This is a genomic window from Arthrobacter sp. ISL-72, assembly GCF_018613755.1.
GTDB lineage: Bacteria > Actinomycetota > Actinomycetes > Actinomycetales > Micrococcaceae > Arthrobacter.
In genome coordinates, this window is sequence record NZ_JAGGPP010000030.1 from 20,735 (window position 1) to 40,503 (window position 19,769).

21 protein-coding genes are annotated in these 19,769 nt (G+C 64.9%); 14 read left to right on the forward strand and 7 right to left on the reverse strand.

All coding sequences use genetic code 11. The features are described 5' to 3' along the window. The first annotated feature begins 9 nt into the window (after positions 1-9). Entirely contained in the window at positions 10-1,527 is a 1,518-nt protein-coding gene (locus tag J7I92_RS20155) for an NAD-dependent succinate-semialdehyde dehydrogenase (RefSeq protein WP_214843406.1), read from the forward strand. Positions 1,528-1,603: 76 nt separating this feature from the next. On the opposite strand, the gene J7I92_RS20160 is transcribed toward J7I92_RS20155, so the two are convergent. Both J7I92_RS20160 and J7I92_RS20165 read right to left on the reverse strand, forming a co-directional pair. Next, positions 1,604-2,899 (reverse strand): Nramp family divalent metal transporter, encoded by a 1,296-nt coding sequence (locus J7I92_RS20160; RefSeq protein ID WP_214843407.1) that lies wholly within the window; start codon positions 2,897-2,899, stop codon positions 1,604-1,606. A gap of 116 nt (positions 2,900-3,015) precedes the next feature. Then, the gene (locus J7I92_RS20165; RefSeq protein ID WP_214843408.1) at positions 3,016-3,951 is read right to left on the reverse strand and encodes a dihydrodipicolinate synthase family protein; all 936 of its coding nucleotides are present in this window, start codon (positions 3,949-3,951) and stop codon (positions 3,016-3,018) included. Positions 3,952-4,113: 162 nt separating this feature from the next. Between J7I92_RS20165 and J7I92_RS20170 the strand changes: the two genes are divergently transcribed. Continuing rightward, a complete protein-coding gene (locus J7I92_RS20170) occupies positions 4,114-5,139 on the forward strand; it encodes a LacI family DNA-binding transcriptional regulator (RefSeq protein WP_214843429.1) in 1,026 nt (341 codons plus the stop codon). A 120-nt stretch (positions 5,140-5,259) separates the two neighbouring features. Next, positions 5,260-7,407, forward strand: coding sequence for a transglycosylase domain-containing protein (locus J7I92_RS20175; protein ID WP_214843409.1), 2,148 nt, complete (start codon positions 5,260-5,262; stop codon positions 7,405-7,407). A 31-nt stretch (positions 7,408-7,438) separates the two neighbouring features. Here J7I92_RS20175 and J7I92_RS20180 read toward each other — a convergent pair whose 3' ends face one another. Continuing rightward, a complete protein-coding gene (locus J7I92_RS20180; RefSeq protein ID WP_214843410.1) occupies positions 7,439-8,173 on the reverse strand; it encodes a FadR/GntR family transcriptional regulator in 735 nt (244 codons plus the stop codon). A 190-nt stretch (positions 8,174-8,363) separates the two neighbouring features. Here J7I92_RS20180 and J7I92_RS20185 point away from each other — a divergent pair, with 190 nt between their 5' ends. The 4 genes from J7I92_RS20185 to J7I92_RS20200 all read left to right on the forward strand — a co-directional run bounded on the left by J7I92_RS20185 (position 8,364) and on the right by J7I92_RS20200 (position 12,685). Further along, a complete protein-coding gene (locus J7I92_RS20185) occupies positions 8,364-8,909 on the forward strand; it encodes a gluconokinase (protein WP_214843411.1) in 546 nt (181 codons plus the stop codon). A 40-nt stretch (positions 8,910-8,949) separates the two neighbouring features. Continuing rightward, complete coding sequence (locus tag J7I92_RS20190; RefSeq protein ID WP_214843413.1) at positions 8,950-10,353, forward strand: GntP family permease; 1,404 nt, start codon at positions 8,950-8,952, stop codon at positions 10,351-10,353. A gap of 425 nt (positions 10,354-10,778) precedes the next feature. Next, complete coding sequence (locus J7I92_RS20195) at positions 10,779-12,137, forward strand: ammonium transporter (RefSeq protein WP_251040233.1); 1,359 nt, start codon at positions 10,779-10,781, stop codon at positions 12,135-12,137. Between the two features lie 263 nt (positions 12,138-12,400). Further along, entirely contained in the window at positions 12,401-12,685 is a 285-nt protein-coding gene (locus J7I92_RS20200; protein ID WP_214843415.1) for a DUF1540 domain-containing protein, read from the forward strand. A gap of 132 nt (positions 12,686-12,817) precedes the next feature. On the opposite strand, the gene J7I92_RS20205 is transcribed toward J7I92_RS20200, so the two are convergent. Then, complete coding sequence (locus J7I92_RS20205) at positions 12,818-13,228, reverse strand: hypothetical protein (RefSeq protein WP_214843417.1); 411 nt, start codon at positions 13,226-13,228, stop codon at positions 12,818-12,820. 166 nt (positions 13,229-13,394) lie between these two features. Between J7I92_RS20205 and J7I92_RS20210 the strand changes: the two genes are divergently transcribed. After that, positions 13,395-13,544 carry a hypothetical protein gene (locus J7I92_RS20210; protein ID WP_214843418.1) on the forward strand — a complete coding sequence of 50 codons (150 nt, stop codon included), beginning with the start codon at positions 13,395-13,397 and terminating at the stop codon, positions 13,542-13,544. Positions 13,545-13,550: 6 nt separating this feature from the next. Then, on the forward strand, positions 13,551-13,865 hold the full coding sequence (locus J7I92_RS20215) for a DUF6221 family protein (RefSeq protein ID WP_214843419.1): 315 nt from the start codon (positions 13,551-13,553) through the stop codon (positions 13,863-13,865). 18 nt (positions 13,866-13,883) lie between these two features. Here the strand turns inward: J7I92_RS20215 and J7I92_RS20220 are convergent, their stop codons facing one another. Next, positions 13,884-14,663 (reverse strand): hypothetical protein, encoded by a 780-nt coding sequence (locus J7I92_RS20220; RefSeq protein ID WP_214843420.1) that lies wholly within the window; start codon positions 14,661-14,663, stop codon positions 13,884-13,886. Between the two features lie 208 nt (positions 14,664-14,871). Between J7I92_RS20220 and J7I92_RS20225 the strand changes: the two genes are divergently transcribed. After that, complete coding sequence (locus J7I92_RS20225; protein ID WP_214843421.1) at positions 14,872-15,513, forward strand: NADPH-dependent F420 reductase; 642 nt, start codon at positions 14,872-14,874, stop codon at positions 15,511-15,513. Positions 15,514-15,544: 31 nt separating this feature from the next. On the opposite strand, the gene J7I92_RS20230 is transcribed toward J7I92_RS20225, so the two are convergent. Further along, on the reverse strand, positions 15,545-16,162 hold the full coding sequence (locus J7I92_RS20230) for a DUF1992 domain-containing protein (protein ID WP_214843422.1): 618 nt from the start codon (positions 16,160-16,162) through the stop codon (positions 15,545-15,547). Between the two features lie 175 nt (positions 16,163-16,337). Between J7I92_RS20230 and J7I92_RS24255 the strand changes: the two genes are divergently transcribed. The 3 genes from J7I92_RS24255 (at position 16,338) to J7I92_RS20240 (ending at position 17,806) form a co-directional block, all read left to right on the forward strand. Beyond that, entirely contained in the window at positions 16,338-16,472 is a 135-nt protein-coding gene (locus tag J7I92_RS24255) for a hypothetical protein (protein ID WP_285290139.1), read from the forward strand. A gap of 128 nt (positions 16,473-16,600) precedes the next feature. Next, complete coding sequence (locus J7I92_RS20235) at positions 16,601-17,398, forward strand: alpha/beta fold hydrolase (RefSeq protein WP_311380449.1); 798 nt, start codon at positions 16,601-16,603, stop codon at positions 17,396-17,398. A 24-nt stretch (positions 17,399-17,422) separates the two neighbouring features. Then, positions 17,423-17,806, forward strand: coding sequence for a DUF5956 family protein (locus J7I92_RS20240; protein WP_214843423.1), 384 nt, complete (start codon positions 17,423-17,425; stop codon positions 17,804-17,806). Positions 17,807-17,862: 56 nt separating this feature from the next. On the opposite strand, the gene J7I92_RS20245 is transcribed toward J7I92_RS20240, so the two are convergent. Then, the gene (locus tag J7I92_RS20245) at positions 17,863-18,474 is read right to left on the reverse strand and encodes an NADPH-dependent FMN reductase (protein ID WP_214843425.1); all 612 of its coding nucleotides are present in this window, start codon (positions 18,472-18,474) and stop codon (positions 17,863-17,865) included. A gap of 328 nt (positions 18,475-18,802) precedes the next feature. Here J7I92_RS20245 and J7I92_RS20250 point away from each other — a divergent pair, with 328 nt between their 5' ends. Next, on the forward strand, positions 18,803-19,531 hold the full coding sequence (locus tag J7I92_RS20250) for a FadR/GntR family transcriptional regulator (protein WP_214843427.1): 729 nt from the start codon (positions 18,803-18,805) through the stop codon (positions 19,529-19,531). Positions 19,532-19,769 lie beyond the last annotated feature (238 nt).

Below are 19,769 nucleotides of genomic sequence, written 5' to 3' on the forward strand. Positions count from 1 at the left end.
GACTTCTCCATGACAGTTTCGCCTGCCTTCTCCCCTGCCATCCCGCCTGCCATCGCGCCCGAGCGCGAAGCATCGCTCCTGGCGTCGGTGCCCACCGGCCTGCTGATTGACGGCCAGTGGCGGGGCGCGTCCGACGGCGGCACGTTCGACGTCCACGACCCCGCCACCGGGGAAGTACTCGCCACGCTGGCCTCGGCCACGAGCGAGGATGCTGTTGCTGCCCTCGACGCGGCCGACGCCGTCCAGGCCTCCTGGGCGCGCACCGCGCCGCGGGTGCGGGCCGAGATTTTGCGCCGCGCTTTCGACCTGGTCACCGAACGCGCCGAGGACTTCGCGCTGCTGATGACCCTGGAAATGGGCAAGCCGCTGGCCGAAGCCCGCGGCGAGGTGGCCTACGGCGCCGAGTTCCTGCGCTGGTTCTCCGAGGAAACGGTCCGCGATTACGGCCGTTACCTCACCACCCCTGAAGGCAAGAACAAGATCCTGGTCCAGCACAAGCCCGTCGGCCCGTGCCTGCTGATCACGCCGTGGAACTTCCCGCTGGCCATGGCCACCCGCAAGGTGGCCCCCGCCGTCGCCGCGGGCTGCACCATGGTCCTCAAGCCCGCGAAGCTCACCCCGCTCACGGCGCAGCTGTTCGCGCAGACCATGCTCGACGCCGGGCTGCCCGCCGGTGTGCTGAACGTGGTGTCTTCGTCCTCTGCCTCCGGGATCTCGGGGCCGTTACTGGTGGATCCGCGGCTGCGCAAGGTCTCCTTCACCGGGTCCACCCCGGTGGGCAAGCGGCTGATGGCAGACGCCGCCCAGAACGTGCTGCGTACCTCGATGGAGCTGGGTGGCAATGCCCCGTTCATCGTTTTCGAGGACGCCGACCTGGATGCCGCCGTCGAGGGCGCGATGGCGGCGAAGATGCGGAACATGGGCGAGGCCTGCACCGCCGCCAACCGGTTCCTGGTTCAGGAATCAGTCGCAGCTGAATTCACGGCCAAGTTCGCCGCAGCGATGGGGGCGCTGGCCACCGGCCGCGGCACCGAACCGTCCACCCAGGTCGGTCCGCTGATCAACGCCGGAGCCCGCGACGACGTGCACGCGCTGGTGAGTGCCGCCGTCGACGCCGGAGCCACCGCCCTCACCGGCGGCTCCCCGGTTGAGGGAGCCGGTTACTTCTACCAGCCCACGGTGCTGGCCAACGTCCCCAACGACGCGGAAATCCTCAACCAGGAAATCTTCGGCCCCGTGGCCCCCGTCACCACCTTCACCACCGAGGAAGACGCCATCCGGCTGGCCAACGCCAGCGAATACGGCCTGGCCTCCTACGTGTACAGCCGCGACTTCAACCGGCTCCTGCGCGTGGCCGAGCAGATCGAATTCGGCATGGTCGGGTTCAACGCCGGCGTCATCTCCAACGCGGCAGCACCTTTCGGCGGCGTCAAGCAGTCCGGGCTGGGACGCGAAGGCGGCTCCGAAGGCATCGCCGAATACACCACCACGCAGTACATCGGCATCGCGGACCCGTACGCGAACTGATCAGGAAGCAAGCCCGAAGTCGCACAGCAATGCCCCCACCGACGGTGGGGGCGTTGCTTTGCATCGCTGCTGTTAGCTATCCAATCAGCGTGGTGATGAGCCTAATGGAGGAGGCGATGATGGCGATGAGGCCGATGGCTGCGAAGAGGTTGTGCCACCACTTGTTGCGGAGGCCTCCCATGACGGAGGTTTTGTTGGCCATGATGACGATCAGGAAGCCCAGCAGGGGTGCGATGAGGACGGTGAGCGACTGGGCGATGACGATGAGGCCCACGGGTGAGGCCTGGAAGGACAGGGTGATGATGAGGCCGAAGACCAGGATGACTCCGGTGAATATGCGGGGGGGTGATCCTGCCTTGGCTCCGCGGCCGAGGGCGTCCGAGAGCATGGTGCCGCCGGCGGTCGCGTTGGCGATCATGGATGAGAAGGCTGCTCCGGAGAGGCCTAGGGCGAACACTATAGCGCCGACGGGGCCTGCCAGGGGCGTGAAGACGGAGGCGAGGGCGTTAATGGTTCCAGCTTCGGCGCCGGTTTTGCCGAGCACTGCGGCGGCGACCATGATGACCAGGGCGGTCATGATGCCTGGGGCGACGATCCCGGGAACGGTGTCGACGAGGGTGATGTCACGGTAGTCGGCGCGTGTGCGCTTGTTTTCTTTGATGCCGTAGGACGTGTAGAAGGCGGCGTTGATGGAAAAGTTGGTGCCGACCAGGGCCACGATGAGGATTTCGCTGCCCGGGGGCAGTTGCGGGACCATGCCTTCCAGGGACCGGTACCAGTCCGGCTGGGCGACCACGGTGCTGGCGATGAAGGCCAGGGCCATGAGAACGACGATGACCAGGAGGGCTTTTTCGACGATGCCGTAAACGTTGCGGAAGGCCAGGACGAAGCCGACGGCGGCGGTGCAGACCACGGTCCAGATGACCGGAGATCCGCCGAAAATCAGGGAGAGTCCCAGGCCGGATCCGACGGCGTTGCCGACGGAGAACATGAGGGTGATGCCAAAGACGCCGAAGCCTGCCAGCACGCCGGCCCATTTGCCGAGGTGGTCTTTGATCGAGGTGATCAGGGAGGTGGGTGTTGCGATGCCGAGGCGGACGCTCATGTCGGTGAAGAAGATCATGAGGATCGTGGATACGGCGATGACCCAGACGAGGGTGTAGTCGAACCGGCTTCCGGCCTGCACGGCGGTGGTGAGGTTTCCGGGGCCGAACTGCCAGGCTCCGACCACGAAGGCAGGGCCCATGAGGGCGAGGTATCCCAGGAAAGTACGGTGTTTCTTGGTGGTGCTTGGTGCCTGGTTTCCTTGCTGGGTTGCCATCTGTTCTTCCCTGGTTGCGGGGTGGGTGATGGTCTTATTCTGCTCGCGCATCGGCGAGTCCTCCTTATACAGCGACATTGCTGGGGGTCGTCCTTGACCGGGGTGGAGAGGATTGGAACGGGTGGCGGGCCGGGCCCGCCACCCTGAGGGATCCTGGGGAAGCGGGATCAGGCGGAAACGGTGACGTTGCCGAGGTTGGCGGACTTCAGTGCCAGTGCGATTTCGTCGCCGGCGCCTTCCGCGAGGGGAAGCAGGGGCGGGCGGACGGTGGCGTGCTCGAGGATACCGCGGGCCACAAGGCCTTCCTTGAGGGCGACGGTACCCTCCATGTGGGAGCCGCGGTGATAGACGTTCTTGGTCACCGGCAGGAGGCGGTCAAGGATCGCCCGGGCGGCTGCGTAATCCTTGGCCTTGCCGGCTGCGATCAGCTCCACCAGCGGCTCCGGGGCGAGCCCGCCGTAGCCCACCAGGGCGCCGTCCACGTCGAACATGGTGTGCAACAGGTATTCGTCATGGCAGGTCAGGATCTGCAGGTCCGGGTAGGTGGCCCGCAGCACCGGGATCTCTGTGTCCCAGCGCTTCATGTTCCGCACGCCGTTCTTGGTGGCGAACACGCCTTCCATGCCGGCGATCTCGAGCTGGGTTTCCAGGTCGTAGGTGGCCTTGGTGGCGTCGGGGTACTGGAAGAGGATCAGCGGCAGCCCGGACGTTTCGTAGATTTCCTTGTAGCGGGTCTGCGGTGCGCCCTTCTGGTACCCGAAGCGCAGCCAGCCGTGCGAGGGGTACACCAAACCGGCTGACGCTCCGGCTTCCACGGCCCGCTTGGCTTCGAGGGCTCCGACGGTGTTTCCCTCGCCGGTGATGCCGGCGATGATGGGGATCTCGCCGTTGACGGCGTTCTTGAACTCGCGGATCACCAGTGCCTGCTCGTCCTGGGTCAGGAAGGTTCCTTCGCCGGCGTGGCCCAGGACCACCAGGCCCTTGACGCCTTCAACGCTGGCCAGCCAGCCGCCGAGCCGGTGGATTGCCTCGACGTCGACGCTGCCGTCGCGGTTGAACGGGGTGACGGGGGCGGGGACCAGCCCGCGGAGATCGATGGTCATTTGAGCTACCTCATGTCTTCTTTGATGGTCGGCAGTCCCGCTATGATGAGAACGTTTGCGGGAACGTTTTCATTCTGCAACGTGTCGTACCTCACTGTCAAGAGAACGTTTGCAAAAAGGAGGAATAGAGTGTCTCTAACAACACCGTTGAGGAGGATCGCCATGGAACCCGCCGGACCAGGCACGACCGTCACGCTCAGGGACGTGGCCGCCGCCAGCGGCGTAAGCGTCTCGACTGCGAGCCGTGCCTTGGATGAACGGACGGCTTCGCGGTCTGCCGCCGCGGCCCATGTCCGGAAAGTAGCCGAAGAACTCGGCTACCGACGGAACTCCTTCGCCTCAAGCCTGCGCCGCGGCGAAACGCGCACCCTCGGTGTGCTCGTGCCGCGGCTCAGCGACACCGTTATGGCCCTCATGTTCGAGGAACTCGAGCGTGCCGCTTCGGACCGTGGCTACTTCGCCATGGTCGCCACCAGCGGGGATGACCCCGGGGACGAGAAACGGGCCGCCGAAACCCTGCTTGACCGCAACGTGGACGGGCTGATCCTGGCCACCGCGCGCCTGGATGACGAACTGCCCCGGCTCCTGCGGCAACGGCATGTGGCCCACGCACTCGTGCTGCGGACCGACGGCGTCAGCCCCTCAGCCCTCGGAGACGACGAAGTCGGCGGATACCTCGCCGTCCGCCACCTCATCGACCTCGGCCACCGGGACATCGCCGTCGTCACGGGACCATCATTTACTTCCACAGCCGTCGCACGCCTCGCCGGCGCCCGAAGAGCCTTCGACGAGGCAGGCATCGAAGTTCCCGCGGAATGGATGCAGGCCGGCGGTTACGGCATCGAAAACGGGTTCGCCGCAGGGGAAAGCCTGCTCAACTCCGACCGGGAAAAACGGCCCACCGCCATATTCGCTGCCAATGACAACATCGCGCTGGGCATCATCGCGGCGGCACACCGCTACCGGCTCACCATCGGCGCGGACCTGGCCTTGGTTGGCTACAACGACACTCCCCTCTCCTCGCGGCTTCCCACCCCGCTAACCTCGGTCCGGGTTCCCCTGGACCAGATCGCCCGGACCGCCATCGACCTCATCACGGATCCGGACAAGGAACCCCGGGTCCGGAAATCCATGCCCACGCTCATCCCTCGTGCGTCCAGCGGCCAGCCCCGGCACGAGCACCGCTGATCCCGAAAAGTGCCGGGGGATTTTGCTGCCGGTACCTGCGCCCCGACTCTGGCTGGCGGGCGGTCTCCGGCGTATTCTTGATTCACCTCGCACCCTTGATAGCTGGACAGAGTGGCACCGATGAAGCGCATTGGATCTGGTTTTGCCGCGGGCTTGGGCAGGCTCGTCGGATTCGTGGCCGTGAGCGCCATTTGCGGCGTACTGGCCGCCAGCCTGGTGCTTCCCAGTGTTGCTGCCGCCGGGATGACGGTGAGCAACTCGATTACCTTCTTCAACAGCCTTCCCGGCGAGCTGACAGTGGAACCGCCGGCCCAGTCCACCAAGATGGTCACTTCGGACGGCCAGCCCATCGCCACGTTCTATGAGGAAAACCGCGTGCGGGTCCCTCTCGACCAGATGTCGCCGTTCATTAAGGACGCGATCATCGCCATCGAGGACAGCCGTTTCTATGAGCATGCCGGCGTGGACCCCCAGGGCATCCTCCGGGCCCTAACGTACAACGTCACCGAGGGCGGCAGGCAGGGTGCTTCCACACTGACCCAACAGTACGTCACCAATGTGCTTAACGAGCGGTTTATCTCCTCGGACCAAAGCGAGGAAGTGATTCTCAGCGGGCAAAAGACGGTGGGCGACAAGGTTCGGGAAATGAAGCTCGCCATTGAGCTGGAAAAGAAGTTCACCAAGGACCAGATCCTCGAAGGCTACCTGAACATTGTGTTCTTCAACCGGGACGCCTACGGCATCGAAGCCGCCGCCCGACACTTCTTCAGCACGTCCGCCAAGGACCTCACCTTGCCCCAGGCTGCGCTGCTAGCCGGCCTGGTCAACAGCCCCAGCTTCTACGACCCCGCCGTGCATCCGGAGAACTCGCTCCAACGCCGTAACCAGGTGCTGGACTACATGCTGGAACAGGGAAAGATCAGCCAGGCCGACCACGACGCCGCCGTCGCCACCGGGGTGGAGCTGAAGGTCTCCCCGGGCCGGCAGGGCTGCGCCGGCGCCGTCATGGCACCGTACTTCTGCGATTACGTGTCCCACCTGATCCTCAACAACCCGGCCTACGGCCAGAACCCCCAGGACAGGGAGAGGCTGCTGTACCGCGGCGGCCTGACCATCGTCACCACCCTCGACAGCCGGCTGCAGGGCGCCGCGCAGGCCCAGGTGGATGCCACGGCAGGCGCCAATCCGGACAAATGGGGCGCCGCCCTGGTGACGATCCAGCCGGGCTCCGGCCGGATCCTCGCCATGGCGCAGAACACCGTGTTCCTCCCGCAGGAGGGTAAGTTCGACACCCAGTTGAATTTCAACGTCGATTCCAAGGATGCCAACGGCAATGACCTCAACGGGGCCGGCGGGTTCCAGCCGGGATCCACCATGAAGCCGTTCACGTTCGCGGAGTGGCTGAATGAAGGCAAGCCCCTCAACGCCGAGGTTGATGCCTCCCGGCGGACGTATCCGCTCGACTTCCCCTGGCGGTCCAGTTGCGGCAAGGTCCTGGGCGGCTACAGCACGGCGCAGAAGAACGCCGGCCTGGGCACCGCGGACGACCTGCAGAACAATGACGAGGGCTACTACCGCCGCATGCCCATCGACTACGGCCTCTATAACTCCATCAACACCGCCACCTTCGCGACTGCCACGCAGCTGGACTTCTGCGGCATCCAAAAGATGGTGGACGCCGTCGGCCTCCACAGCGCCCTGGACGGTGCGCCGGTGAACATGCACCAGCTGGGCAACCTGCTCGGTGCCATCGGAGTGGCTCCGCTGCACCTGGCGAATGCCTTCGCCACGTTCGCCAACGACGGCCGCTACTGCGCTCCGATTGCCATCGCCGACGTGAGCGACCAGGCGGGGCGGCACCTGCCCGCCGAAGCCAGTTCCTGCCGCAATGCGGTGAAGCCGGAGGTGGCACGCGGCGTCAATTCGGTGCTCCAGGAAGTACTGAAAAAGGGATCCGGGGTCTACATCGAACCGAAGGTCCAGAGCAAGGTACCGGTGGCTGCGAAGACCGGAACCTCCAACAACAACGGCGCCACCTGGGTGGCGGGCTACACCACGGGCCTCGCGACGGGGTCGTTCTTTGGCGACACACTGGAGGGCCAGAAACGGGCCGGCCAGAACATCACCGTCAACGGCAAGTTCTACAAAGCCATCGACGGCTACATGCTTGCCGGACCCCAGTGGGCCAACTACATGATGCAGGTTGCCGGGCTCTACCCGGCGGCACCCTTCCCCGGTCCCCCGGCCTCCATGAACAAGCCCAGTTGAGTTTGGACGCCAGCAAGCGCCCAATTAGGGCCTAAGGCAGCCCCATCGCGGTGCGGACCTCGTCGAGGATGGCATGCATGGCCGTCTCCGCGGTACCGGCATCGCCGGCTGCCACCGCCGCCGCCACCGCCTCGTGTGCTGCCAGCGCTTCGGGACGCGGTTTGAAGGGCATCAATCCCTGCTGGGTCCGGCTGGACAGGACCTCGGCCACCATGCCGTCCAGGGCCTTGAACATTTCGTTGCCGCAACTGTGCAGGAGCAGGCTGTGGAAAGCGATGTCGGCTTTGAGGAAGGCCTCGAGTTCCCCCGCTTCGCCCAACCGCCTAAGTTCGGCAGCGAGCGCCGTGAGCTGACGGCGTTCCGCTGCTCCGGCGCGCCGGGCGGCACCGGCTGCCGCGATGGGCTCGACGGCGATCCGGAGTTCGGTGAGGCTGCTGTACTGTTCGGCCCGCCGGCCGGACGCCAGCCGCCACCGCACCAGCTTGGGATCGAAAACGTTCCACAGCTCCGGGTCCTGCACCACAATGCCAACCCGCCGCCGCGAATACACCAGGTTCATCGACTCCAAAACACGCATGGTGTCCCGCGCCAGGGTGCGGGAGACGTTGTAGTGCTGCTGCAGGTCATCCAGGGTCAGGCGGCGGCCCGGGGCCAGCTCCCCTGAGACGATGGCTTCGCCGAGCGCATCCAATATCCGCAGGTGCAGGGCGGGAACCGCCCCCTCATCGTCATTTGTCCCTGCGTGGTCTTCTGTCGCCGTCGACATCCTGTGAAGCCTCCCTCTGCGCCTCGGCGCCCGCTTCCAGTCTAGGCCAAGAACGTAAAAGGTATGATCTGTGTAACAAAAAGATACTACTTATCGCTTCGAATGGTGCTATCTTATTTTCCTATCCAGTGTCAGCCGCTGGACTGAGCTTCATTGCGAAGCCAACGACGTCTTCTACGGAGGTAGAACAATGAAGTTTCCTGCCATGCATTTGGTAGTCATGGGTGTCGCCGGAGCCGGCAAGTCCACCATCGCCGGCGCCCTCTCACGGGATCTCGGCTGGGCCATGGCCGAAGCAGACCAGTTCCATCCGGAGTCCAACATCGCCAAGATGAATGCCGGAACGCCGCTCCAGGACGAGGACCGCTGGCCCTGGCTGCAGTCGATCCGCGACTGGATGACCGCCCAGGCCGCGGAAGGACACTGCACCGTACTGACCTGCTCCGCCCTGAAACACAGCTACCGGGAACTGCTGTCCCAGGCCGAAGGCCGTGTGGTGTTTATCCACCTCGACGGTGATCCCGCCCTGCTCGGCGAGCGCATGCGCGGACGCGAGGGCCACTTCATGCCCGTGACGCTCCTGCCAAGCCAGCTGGCCACACTGGAACCGTTGATGCCAGAAGAACTCGCCGCCGGAAGCATGCGGCTCGAGATCACCCGCACGCCCGAAGAACTGGTGCAGGACATCAAGGCGGCCCTTCAGCTGCCGGCCGGCCACGCCCCCTGTACCTCCTAATCTCCCAACACCCCCAACACATCTGTTTCAAAGGAGAACCATGACCATCGAAGGATGGACTCAAACCCTCGGCGCAGGTCCCCTGCTGCTGATCGCCGGCGCCGCCATCCTGGTGCTGCTGTTCCTCATCATCAGGCTGCGCATGCACGCCCTGCTGGCCCTGATCCTTATCAGCCTGGCCACCGCCTTCGCCACCGGCATCCCCGCGGACAAAGTGGTTCCGGTGCTGGTCAACGGGTTCGGCAGCACACTGGGCACGGTGGCCCTGCTGGTCGGCCTGGGTGCAATGCTCGGCCGCATCGTGGAGACCAGCGGCGGCGCCAAGGCGCTGGCAGACTACCTCATCAACCTCTTCGGCGAAAAGCGTGCCCCGTTCGCGCTGGGCCTTGCCTCGCTGATCTTCGGTTTCCCCATCTTCTTCGACGCCGGCCTGGTGGTCATGCTGCCCGTGGTCTTTGCGGTGGCCCACCGCCTCGGCGGCGGCGTGCTGCGCTACGGCCTGCCCGCCGCAGGCGCGTTCTCCGTGATGCACATCTTCCTGCCCCCGCACCCGGGCCCGGTCTCGGCGGCAACATTCTTCGAAGCCAACGTGGGCCTGGTGATGATCGCCGGCCTCATCACCGCCATCCCCACCTGGTACGTCACCGCGTACCTCTACGGCCTGTGGACCGGAAAGAAGATGGTCCTCCCCGTGCCCGAACTGCTGGGCCACGCTGACCGGGCCGCCGAAGAGAACCCGCCGCGCTTCCGCACCATCGTGGGCGTGCTGCTCCTTCCGCTGGTCCTGATCTTCCTCAACACCGGACTGAGCACCCTGGCTTCCTCCGGCGTCCTCCCGGCGTCCGTCAAGGGCGAAGCCTGGTTCCAGATCCTGCGCACCCTGGGTGAAACGCCGGTGGCACTGCTGATCGCCGTGCTGGTGGCCATGTTCGTCCTGGGCCGGCTCCGGGGTTCCCGCGGCGCCACCCTGGAAAAGCTGCTGGAATCCTCGCTGGGCCCGGTGTGCTCGGTCATCCTGATCACCGGCGCCGGCGGCATGTTCGGCGGGGTGCTGCGTACCTCAGGCATCGGCGCCGCCCTCGCTGATGTGCTGGGCGACGTGGGCATCCCCCTGCTCCTCGCAGGCTTCCTCATCTCGGCCATCCTCCGCATCGCCCAGGGTTCGGCAACGGTGGCACTCACCACCACCGCCGGGCTGATCGCTCCGGCCGTGGCCGCTGCCGGCCTGAACGGCATGCAGGTGGCTGCCCTGGTAATTGCCGTGGCTGCCGGTTCCGTGGTGGTTTCCCACGTCAACGACTCCGGCTTCTGGCTGGTGGGCCGCTTCTTCGGCATGGACGTCAAGACCACCCTGAAGACCTGGACGGTAATGGAAACATTTATCGGCGTCATGGGCTTCGCCATCGCTGCAGCGATCTTCGGAGTGGCGGGCCTGGCCGGCTAGCCCGACTAAAGCACCTCAAGACAACGCAGAAAGAACGACGACGGAACCTCCCGCCGTCGTTCTTTCCGCTTAACGCCCGCTCAGCTCAACGCGGTTTCCAGGCCTAACCGCTTCCCCGTACCCGGTGAGCAGCCTGTCATCTTGCCGAAACGTCCCGCATTTGGCCACCCCCTATCACCTGGAGGCGGGCCGCCCTCCCGGGGGCCCCGTCATTGCAAGGATTCCGCGCCGACAGGCCGTACGCAGCAGCCACAGCTAAGAGGCGCCGTTAACATGCCTGAAACAAGGTGGTCACGTGATCTTCACGCACGCTCCGTTCCTGTAACTTTCCGGCAACTTAACGCCCCATTATCGGAAACACGGAACGTGAAACATTGAGCGGGGGCGTGGCCCGGAATCACACGAGGTCCCGTACAGAAGACTTGATGAGAAGGGACACGCAGGTGGAAATCACTGCGGAAAACGTCTGGGTGCTGGTGTCAACGGCCCTCGTGCTGATCATGACGCCCGGCCTCGGCCTCTTTTACGGCGGCATGACCCGCGCCAAGGCTGCTCTGAACATGATCATGATGAGCTTCATCTCGGCCGGCATCGTTGGCGTCATCTGGGTCCTGTGGGGTTACTCCATGAGCAGCGGGGAAGGTGTCCTGGGCATCTTTGGCAACCCGTTCGCCAGCTTCGGACTTACGAACCTCATCGGGTCCCCGGACCTCATCAAGGCGGCCTACGCAGGAACTTTCGCCATGGTCACCGTCGCCCTCATCAGCGGCGCCATCGCCGACCGCGCCAAGTTCAGCTCCTGGGCCCTCTTCGTGCCCATCTGGGTGACCGTCGTGTACTGCCCCCTTGCCTACATGGTCTGGGGCGGCGGCCTGATGGGCGCCGAGGGAGCCATCACATCCGTGTTCGGGCAGGTCATCGACTTTGCCGGCGGCACCGTGGTGGAGATCAGTTCCGGCGTCGCTGCCCTGGTCCTGGCTGTAATCGTGGGCAAGCGCCAGGGCTTCGGCAAGGACCCCAACCACCGCCCGCACAACATCCCGTTCATCATGCTCGGTGCCGCCATCCTCTGGTTCGGCTGGTTCGGCTTCAACGGCGGGGCAGCCACCACGGCCGAGCAGGCCGGCCTGATCTGGGTCAACACCCTGGCGGCGCCGGCCGCCGCAATGCTGAGCTGGCTGGTCGTTGAAAAGGTCCGCCACGGCCATCCCACATCCCTGGGTGCCGCCTCCGGTGTGGTCGCCGGTCTCGTAGCCATCACACCGTCCTGCGCCAACATCAGTCCGGTGGCCGCCATCGGCCTGGGCCTGGTGGCGGGCGCCCTCTGCTGCATCTTTGTGGATCTGAAGTACCGGTTCGGCTTTGACGACTCCCTCGACGTTGTGGGCGTGCACCTTGGCGGCGGCCTGATCGGTACGCTGGCCCTTGGCCTCATTGCCCTGCCGGTGGACGGCCAGGGCGGCGGGCTCTTCTACGGCGGCGGCATCCAGCAGTTGGTGGCGCAGACAGTTGCCGTGCTCGTAACCGTGCTGCTCTCCGGCCTGGTGACAGGCGTCCTGGGCCTGGCCATTCACAAGACCCGTGGATTCCGGGTCAGCGAGGAAGCCGAAACGGCGGGCGTGGACCTGTCCGAACACGCCGAGACGGCCTATGCATTCGGCGAACTGTCCCGCAGCCGGTTCAACCCGTTCCACCACTACGCACCGGTCCCGGCAGCCGCGCAGGCGCAACAGAACGCGCAGGCTCAGCAGGCTCAGCAGGAAAAGGAAGACAGCCTGGTCTAACAGCCGGCTTGGAGCTGGGAGACGCGGGGTTGAGGGGCCGGCGGCGGATTTGGGAAGGCCCCCCGGACATGCCGGGAGTCGTGCCGTCGGCCCTACCTCCATCATAGATAGCAGGGCGTCGCCGGGAAATAGGCCCTAATGCCCTATCGGCTACGAGCCGGTAATTAGGTTACACGTTTGGGTCTTTTTGATCGGGCCGAACAGGCCTACCGTGGGCACAGGGAGCAGCCCGACCGGGCAGCCGAATCACGGAGGATCTTCCTATGACTACGCACGTAGCAGACTGCAGTGTTTCCAACTGTTCCTTCAATGACCATTCGAATTGCAACGCAGCCGCCATCACAGTGGGCGGAACCACGGACCACGCATCATGTGCCACGTTCATTGACACCGGCATCCATGGCGGCCTGCCGAAGGTTCTGGCCGACGTCGGAGCCTGCCAGCGCTCGGAATGCGTCCACAACGACCATCTGATGTGCAAGGCACCTGAGGTCCATGTGGGCCCCGGTGCCGACAACGCGGACTGCCTCACCTACGCCCACGCGTAGCAGCCACCACTAACTGAAAGCAGAGGACGACGGCGGAACCACCGCCGTCGTCCTCTTTCGTTTCTGCCGCTTGGGTTTTCTGCTTCCCGCGTCTTCGGCGCCCGCGGCAGCCACCTTCCGTTGCTGCGGGCCTCAGTCGTCGTCGCGATCGGGTGACTCAGGTTCCGGTGACTCGGGTTCGGGTGACTCCGTCTCGGGTGTCTCCAGCCAGTTCACCACGCTGCTGCCGCCGTGGGCCCTGTTGAGTGTCTCCTGGAGGGCGTCGGCTTCCTGCGCCGCCAGGTCCAGCTCGGACACTGCGGTCATCACGCCGCGCGCGCTTTCATTGTGAGGCCGGGAGTAGTGGGTACCTGCGGCTGCTGCGCGGTGCCATTGGGCCAGTTCCCGGATGGTCTGCGCGATGGAGGCCTGCGTTTCCACGAGGCTGGTGAGGATTTGGTGGCTGTCCGTTGGCGTGTCCAGGTTCCTTGTGGCGCGGGCCAGGTAGCGGGCCGCCTCCTGCATCTGCTGGGCTGCACGCCGTGGTCCGTTTGTCTCTGACACCGTAGAACTCCTTTGTCTGGGCCGTCATCCGATGGGACTTATTGTGCCTCACTCCGCCGTCCTGGCTACGGGCGAATGGTTCTTGACAGTCCTGCGGCTCGGGGAGCTAGATGATCAGTAGTGGGATTCAGAAGTCACGGCAGGAACCACAGCAAAAGGAGCGGACATGAGGGAAAACCCACAGTCGTCGGAGCGTGTCCACAGCGAGGCTCCGGCCGAGGGTGACGAGAACGCTGATCCGCGGGATATCCGGGTGCATTCACAGGAACCGGCTGAAGGCGCCGACGTCACGGATGGGGCGGCCGCCAGCGGCTGAACCATTGTGGATATTATCGATTTCCTGTCCGAGCGCATCAGGGAGGACGAGGCGGCGGCCCGCAAAATCCTCAGCGACCGCACGGTTTCCGAGTCAGGAAAATGGTATGAACACCGCCTCCTGCTGGAGTGCGAGGCGAAGAAGAGGGTCATCCGCATTGTGGAGTCGGCACGGCAGACGGCGCTGGCCTCCATGGTCAGCGACCCTTTCGAGGAGGAATCCCGCTGGATTCCGGAAGCCATCGAGTGGACCACGCGTTCATTGAAGGCCCTGGCGTTGCCGTATGCCGACCATCCGGATTTTGAGCAGGACTGGTTGTGAGCAGGATGGTCTTCCCGGCTAGCCCGCGGGCCGCAGCGAGGTGATCATCCGCTTGATGTCACGGTATTCGTCCGTCTCGGTATAGATCTTGGCTTTCTCCAGGTACGTCAGGGACGCGTCCCCGGGCGTCTTGTTGTTTTCCGGGTTGTAGAACGCCCCGAACATGGCGCCGTTCGGCGGCCAGGTGAAGAAGTGGAAGATGGCGCAGGCGGAGTCGCCGGACGGCGCCGGCCCGGATGTGATGCCGTAGGCGGCAGCGGGAGTGTTTGCCGGCCCCGGATCCTCCGGAGTCCCGCGGGTCTCGAAAATGAACCGCGGGGTGGCCCCCTTCAAGGTCAGCGCCGTCATGTCCTGCGAATCCAGCACGGCGTACGGGAACCGGTCCAGGCACGTGGAGCCTGTGGCCATGTTGGTCCGCAGCGTAGCCAGCGGTTGTCCGGCGGCGTTGGTGATCTCCGCGAAGGTGCCCCCGCCCTCTGCCAGTTCGCCGGCCGGATCCTCCACGCTCCACGCGGCGGGATGGTCGAAGATGAGGCCGTCCGTCGTCGTGTAACTGGTCCACGCCGCGGTCTGGGCGGGAGCCCCGGTGGCTTGGGGTTCTTTCGTTTCCTCCGGTGCCGACGTCGAGCCCGGCGGGACTGTCGCATTCGGCGCCGCGCTGGAAGTCACAGAGGCAGGCAGGTCGCTGGCGTTTTGCGACGGTGCCGGCGGGGCCGCCGGCTGGCCACAGCCGGCCATGAGGCAGGCAACCAGGATGGCGGTTGGAGCCGCAAGGCGGGGCGATGTTGGTGGGCGCATTCATCCTCCTTGATGAGCTGGCGCTGGTCCTTACATTGTGGCTTCCAGCCGGCTCTTCGGACCCTGCCCGGGGCTGATTGGAGCCGAACCGTTGCCGGCCATAACGAATGGCGCGCGCCGTTCCCTCAGCGAAACGGAAGCTGGACGTTGCCCCTCCTGAAATATCACGGCTTGAAATATCTCCGGCCGGAACGGTGTTGGCCCGGACATGACAACAATTGGAATCATCGGTGCAGGACACATTGGAAGCCAGATCGCCCGCAAGGCGGTGGAACTCGGCTACGACGTGGTGATCAGCAATTCGCGGGGGCCGGAAACACTGGCTGGCCTCGTAGCGGAACTCGGACCCAGGGCCCGGGCCGCAACATCGGCGGAGGCCGCCGCGGCCGGTGATTTCGCCGTCGTCGCGGTCCCGCTCCGGAGCATGGGCGACATTCCAGTGGAGCCGCTTGAGGGCAAGGTCGTGATTGACACGAACAACTACTACTGGGAGCGGGACGGACGCTTCCCCGAGCTCGACAACGGTGAAGCCACCACGTCCGGGCTGCTGCAAAAGCACATGCCCACGTCTAAGGTGGCCAAGGGCTTCAACCACATCATGGCCAAGCAGATCGGCACCGACGGAACACCGGCAGGCACGCCGAACCGGCGCGCCCTCGCCACGGCCAGCGACTACCCTGAAGCCGCGGAACTGGTGACGAGGATCTACGACGAGTTCGGCTTCGACACTGTGAACGTCGGCCCGCTGTCCGAAAGCTGGCGAGTGGAGCGGGACCGCCCGGCCTATGTGGTGCGCCAGAACGCGGCCGAATTGGCTGCCAACGTTGAGCGGGCTTCGCGCACCGTCTGAGCGCAGCCTCCGGCCACGGCACCTCCCACAACTAGGCGGTTCCGCCTTTGGCGGGTCCCGCCCACAGCCGCCGCCACCAGGAGCGCTTTGCCACAGGCTCCGGTGGCGGCGCCGTTACGGCGGCGGCAGCGCGGCGCGCGTGCCAGCGCTCCACTTCCGCGTCCACGTCGCGGGTCTTGGTGATGACGGGCGGCCCGCCCTGGAGCTGGCGGCGGGCATCAATCACCCGTTTGTTGAAGTCCTGCAAGATGTCCCGGACCTGTTTCTCCGAGTACTGGGCGTCGATCCGGGCGTCCAGCTCGGCGTCTTCGGTGCGCAGGAGGATCGCCTTAGGCCCCATTCCCGTGATGTTCTCGCGCTGGATAAGGCCCTTGACCCACCAGTCGGGGTCGTAGCCCTCACCCAGCCCGGGGATGGGTTTCCCGGCGTACTCAAGGTTGTCGAACTTGCCCTGTGCCATGGCGTCCCGGATCAGGTATTCGGCCCTCTTGGCGGAGTCCACCTTCCGGAGTGTTTCGCGGTCTTTCTCCTCGGCTGCGGCGAGCTCGGCTTCCTCCTGGGCCGTCATGCCGGTGGCCCGGACTGCGCGGAGTTCTGCGGCACGTTCCACCCGGCGACGGAACTCGCTTCCCGCTCCTTCACTCGGCATGTTCCCACCGTCCCTGGCCGATTCGTGATTTTCTGCTTTCAAGTATTCAGAGGCACGTGACGAGTTTCAACAGCCCTGCCAGGTTGTCCCCTGATCCACGCATTGGCCGGGTTCTTCGCCCGTCCCCCGGAATAAAATTGACGTATTGGGGCAGTCTGGAAAGGGTGTGAGACCGATGGCAGAGCATTACGCTTCGGGGGTCTGGGTCAGGACCCGCATCGGTGCGTGCGTTGCTCTCTGCGAGGACATGCACGGGGCGGACTACGACGTCGCAGCGACCGTAAGTGCGCAGCGCCAAGCCGCGAAGTAACCAAAGCAGAGCGGACGACGGCGGGACGTCCCGCCGTCGTCCGCTTGCGTCTGCCTAGACTGGGATCACAACGCATCACTTGCTGTTGGGCGGCTTCCGGCTGCACAGGAGCCTACGAAAGGTGTGCCGTGACCAGTTTGAACGTCGAGCGGACGGGCGCCGGCAAACCGCTGGTGCTGGTCCACGGGCTGGGTTCCAGCATCCGCAACTGGGATCCGGTGGTCCCGGCGCTGAGCGCCGAACGGGAGGTGGTGGCCGTAGACCTTCCGGGGTTCGGGGCGAGTGCGCCCCTGGCCGGGGAAGTCAGCATCGCCACCCTGACCGATGCCTTACAGGAGTTCCTCAATGAAGAGGGGCTGGAGGGGGCCGACGTGGTGGGCAGCTCGATGGGCGGCCGGATTGTGGTTGAAATGGCATGCCGCGGCCATACGGGAGCGATGGTGGCGCTGGATCCGGGCGGATTCTGGAATGACCGGCAGCAGGCGGTTTTCAATGCGAGCACCACCGCCACCGTGGCCCTGGTGCGCCGCCTCCAGCAGGCCATGCCGTTCCTCACCAGGCATGCAGCGGGCCGGACGGCACTGCTGGCGCAGTTTTCCGCCAAGCCCTGGAAGCTGGACCCGGCGCAGGTGCTGACCGAGCTCCGCAGCATCAAGGCGTCGCCCAGTCTCGACGAGGCGCGCAGGGCCCTGGCGCACGGGCCCAAGCAGCCCGGGGCCCCGCGCGGGTCGCTCAAGGGCCGGCTGGCCATCGGCTGGGGTCGGCAGGACAGGGTCACCCCGCCCAGCGAGGCCGCGGCCGCAGCCCCGCTGTACCCGGACGCGACGTTTCACTGGTTCGAGAACTGCGGCCACTTCCCGCAAGGGGACCAGCCCGAGGCGACGGTGCGGTTCATTCTTGAGCAGACCGGCTCGCCACCGGCCTAACCCGACGCGTCAGCCAGGAGGATCATGGACTGGATTGATTGGGAGCTCGTCAAGGTGTCAGCGCCGCCCTTCGAGTGGATACAGCTTGAAGACTCGACGTGGGATGCACTGATCTCAGCGTTGGCAGGCGAACGAAACGTGTTGAGGCAACTGCGAAGCGGCAGGGGGATCAAAGCGGATGACCAAGAGATCATCGATAGCACCATCGATGAACACCTGGCTGCCGCAAAGATTCCTCACCGCCCGCGGGGTTACGACTGGTTTCTTCGGCCGCCTCCGGGGCTCCCGAACCTGCCGGCTTTGCACAAGAATCTCAACGAGTACATAGGGGCGAAAAACCCGCGGGCTTCCCACCCCCGTGAACTGCGTGAACTCGTCGAAGCGGGCCTGCGGCTTCTGTACTCCTGAAAGCACCCAGGCAGATGACAAGGACGCCTGGTCCCTACCTATTCTGCGCAGTGCCCTCAGCGGGAGAGCTTGGCTTTGTCGGGGTTGGGGTCGCCGATGTGGCCTGGCGCGTTGGCGGCAAGCACCCGTTCAACGAAGGCGCCGTATTCCTCCATGTAGTGGCGCAGGAAGTCGGCGGTTCCTTGGTCCGTGACGGTGCCGTCGTCGTCGAACGCCTTGGGGTTGAACTTGACGTAGGCTTCAGGCGCGTTCAGCTGGGGCGCGTCGAGAAAGCTGAGGACGGCGCGCATGGAGGACTGCATGACGGCTGTGCCGATGCTGCCAGGTGAGGCGCCGATGATCCCGGCGGGCTTGCGGGCGAAGGAGTTGGTGCCCCACGGGCGTGATCCCCAGTCGATCGCGTTTTTGAGGGCGCCGGGGATGGAGCGGTTGTATTCGGGCGACACGAAAAGGATGCCGTCCGAGCCCTCGATGGCTTCCTTGAGTGCACGGCCGGCCGGCGGAAAATCGCTGTCGTAGTCGTAGCTGTAGAGCGGGAGATCCTTGATGGGGATTTCCGTGAACTCGAGGTCCTCGGGAGCCAGTTTGATCAGGGCGTTGGCGAGGATGCGGTTGATGGAGCCACTGGCCAGGCTTCCGACAAAGTAGCCGATCTTGAACGTTGCCATGCGACAGATCCCTTCCTTGGGCCGGTCTGAGCCGGCTGGCCGACTGGTGGGCTGCCCAACGGGAGGCGCGGCCCGAAAGCCAGTCCAGCACAAAACACCGGTGGCGGCCAGAGGCGCAGCGCGCGGGCCGGTAACTGGCAGGTCTGCGCCATGATGGATCCAATCGGGGAGTTTTTGTCCAGATAATGGGTCCAAATCTCTTCGGAAGTCCCTTTATCTGGACAAAAACTCCATGGGATTCCGCCGTGGGTGCGAGACCATTTGCGCCGTTTTCCGCAACCTTGCGGGATGCTTTGACAGGCAGTGTGACAGGTGCCATAGTTTCCGTATGGACCTGTTGGACAGCTGGACAGCTAGACAAGACCGCGTGGTACGCGTTGGCGCGGCTGAAGCGGTTTTCGCATCCCTCCGCGGCGCCATTGAAGGCGGCATGATTCCTGTTGGAACACGCCTCGACTCGGAGGCTGCGCTAGCGAAGCAGTACGGCGTGAGCCGCACGATGGTCAGGGAGGCCCTGCGTTCGTGCACCGCGCTGGGGCTGACCGCGACGCACACCGGCAAGGGAACTTTCGTCATTGCTGACAAAGTCGCCAAGGACCTCAAACTCGGCAAGTACTCGGCCAGCGCCCTCGTGGAAGCCCGCCCCCACGTGGAAGTTCCGGCCGCGGGCCTCGCTGCGCAGCGCCGCAGCGCCGAAGACCTGGAGGCTCTTCGGGAAATCCTTCGGGAAATGTCGGAGGAGGACGATCTCCAGCAGTGGGTGCTTTTGAACACGGAGTTCCACGTGACAATCGCGCGCTCCAGCGGCAATGGCGTCTTCGAGACATTCCTGTCGGACATCTGTGACGCCATGGCCAACCAATCGAACACCCTCAACCTCGTGGCGGACCGGCGCAAGGAATCAGGCGAGGAGCATGCCCGCATTTTCGCTGCCATCGAGAAGGGATCAGCCGACGAGGCATCCCAAGCCATGCGGATGCATTTGCACGGGGTTGAATGCGCCCTTGGCACCATTGTCCCCGTAGGCGGGAATTCCAGGGCCAGCCATACGCGCTAGTCCTTAGTCCCGAATTTCACGCAGCGTCCCCGGAGCCGCCCCAACGGCCGCAAACCCGCCGTTCTCTGCTGCGGCAGGCCCTTGCCCGCAGCGCCGGCGCGACGTCACCCAGTCCTCCCCTGGCCCTAGATTTTTCCGTCCAAAATTCCACCGACCAAGCCCGTCAATGAAGCCCCGTAAGGACCCAATGCCACTCGCGCAAACCGTCCCAAACACCCGTTCCGAACATGATTTGTTG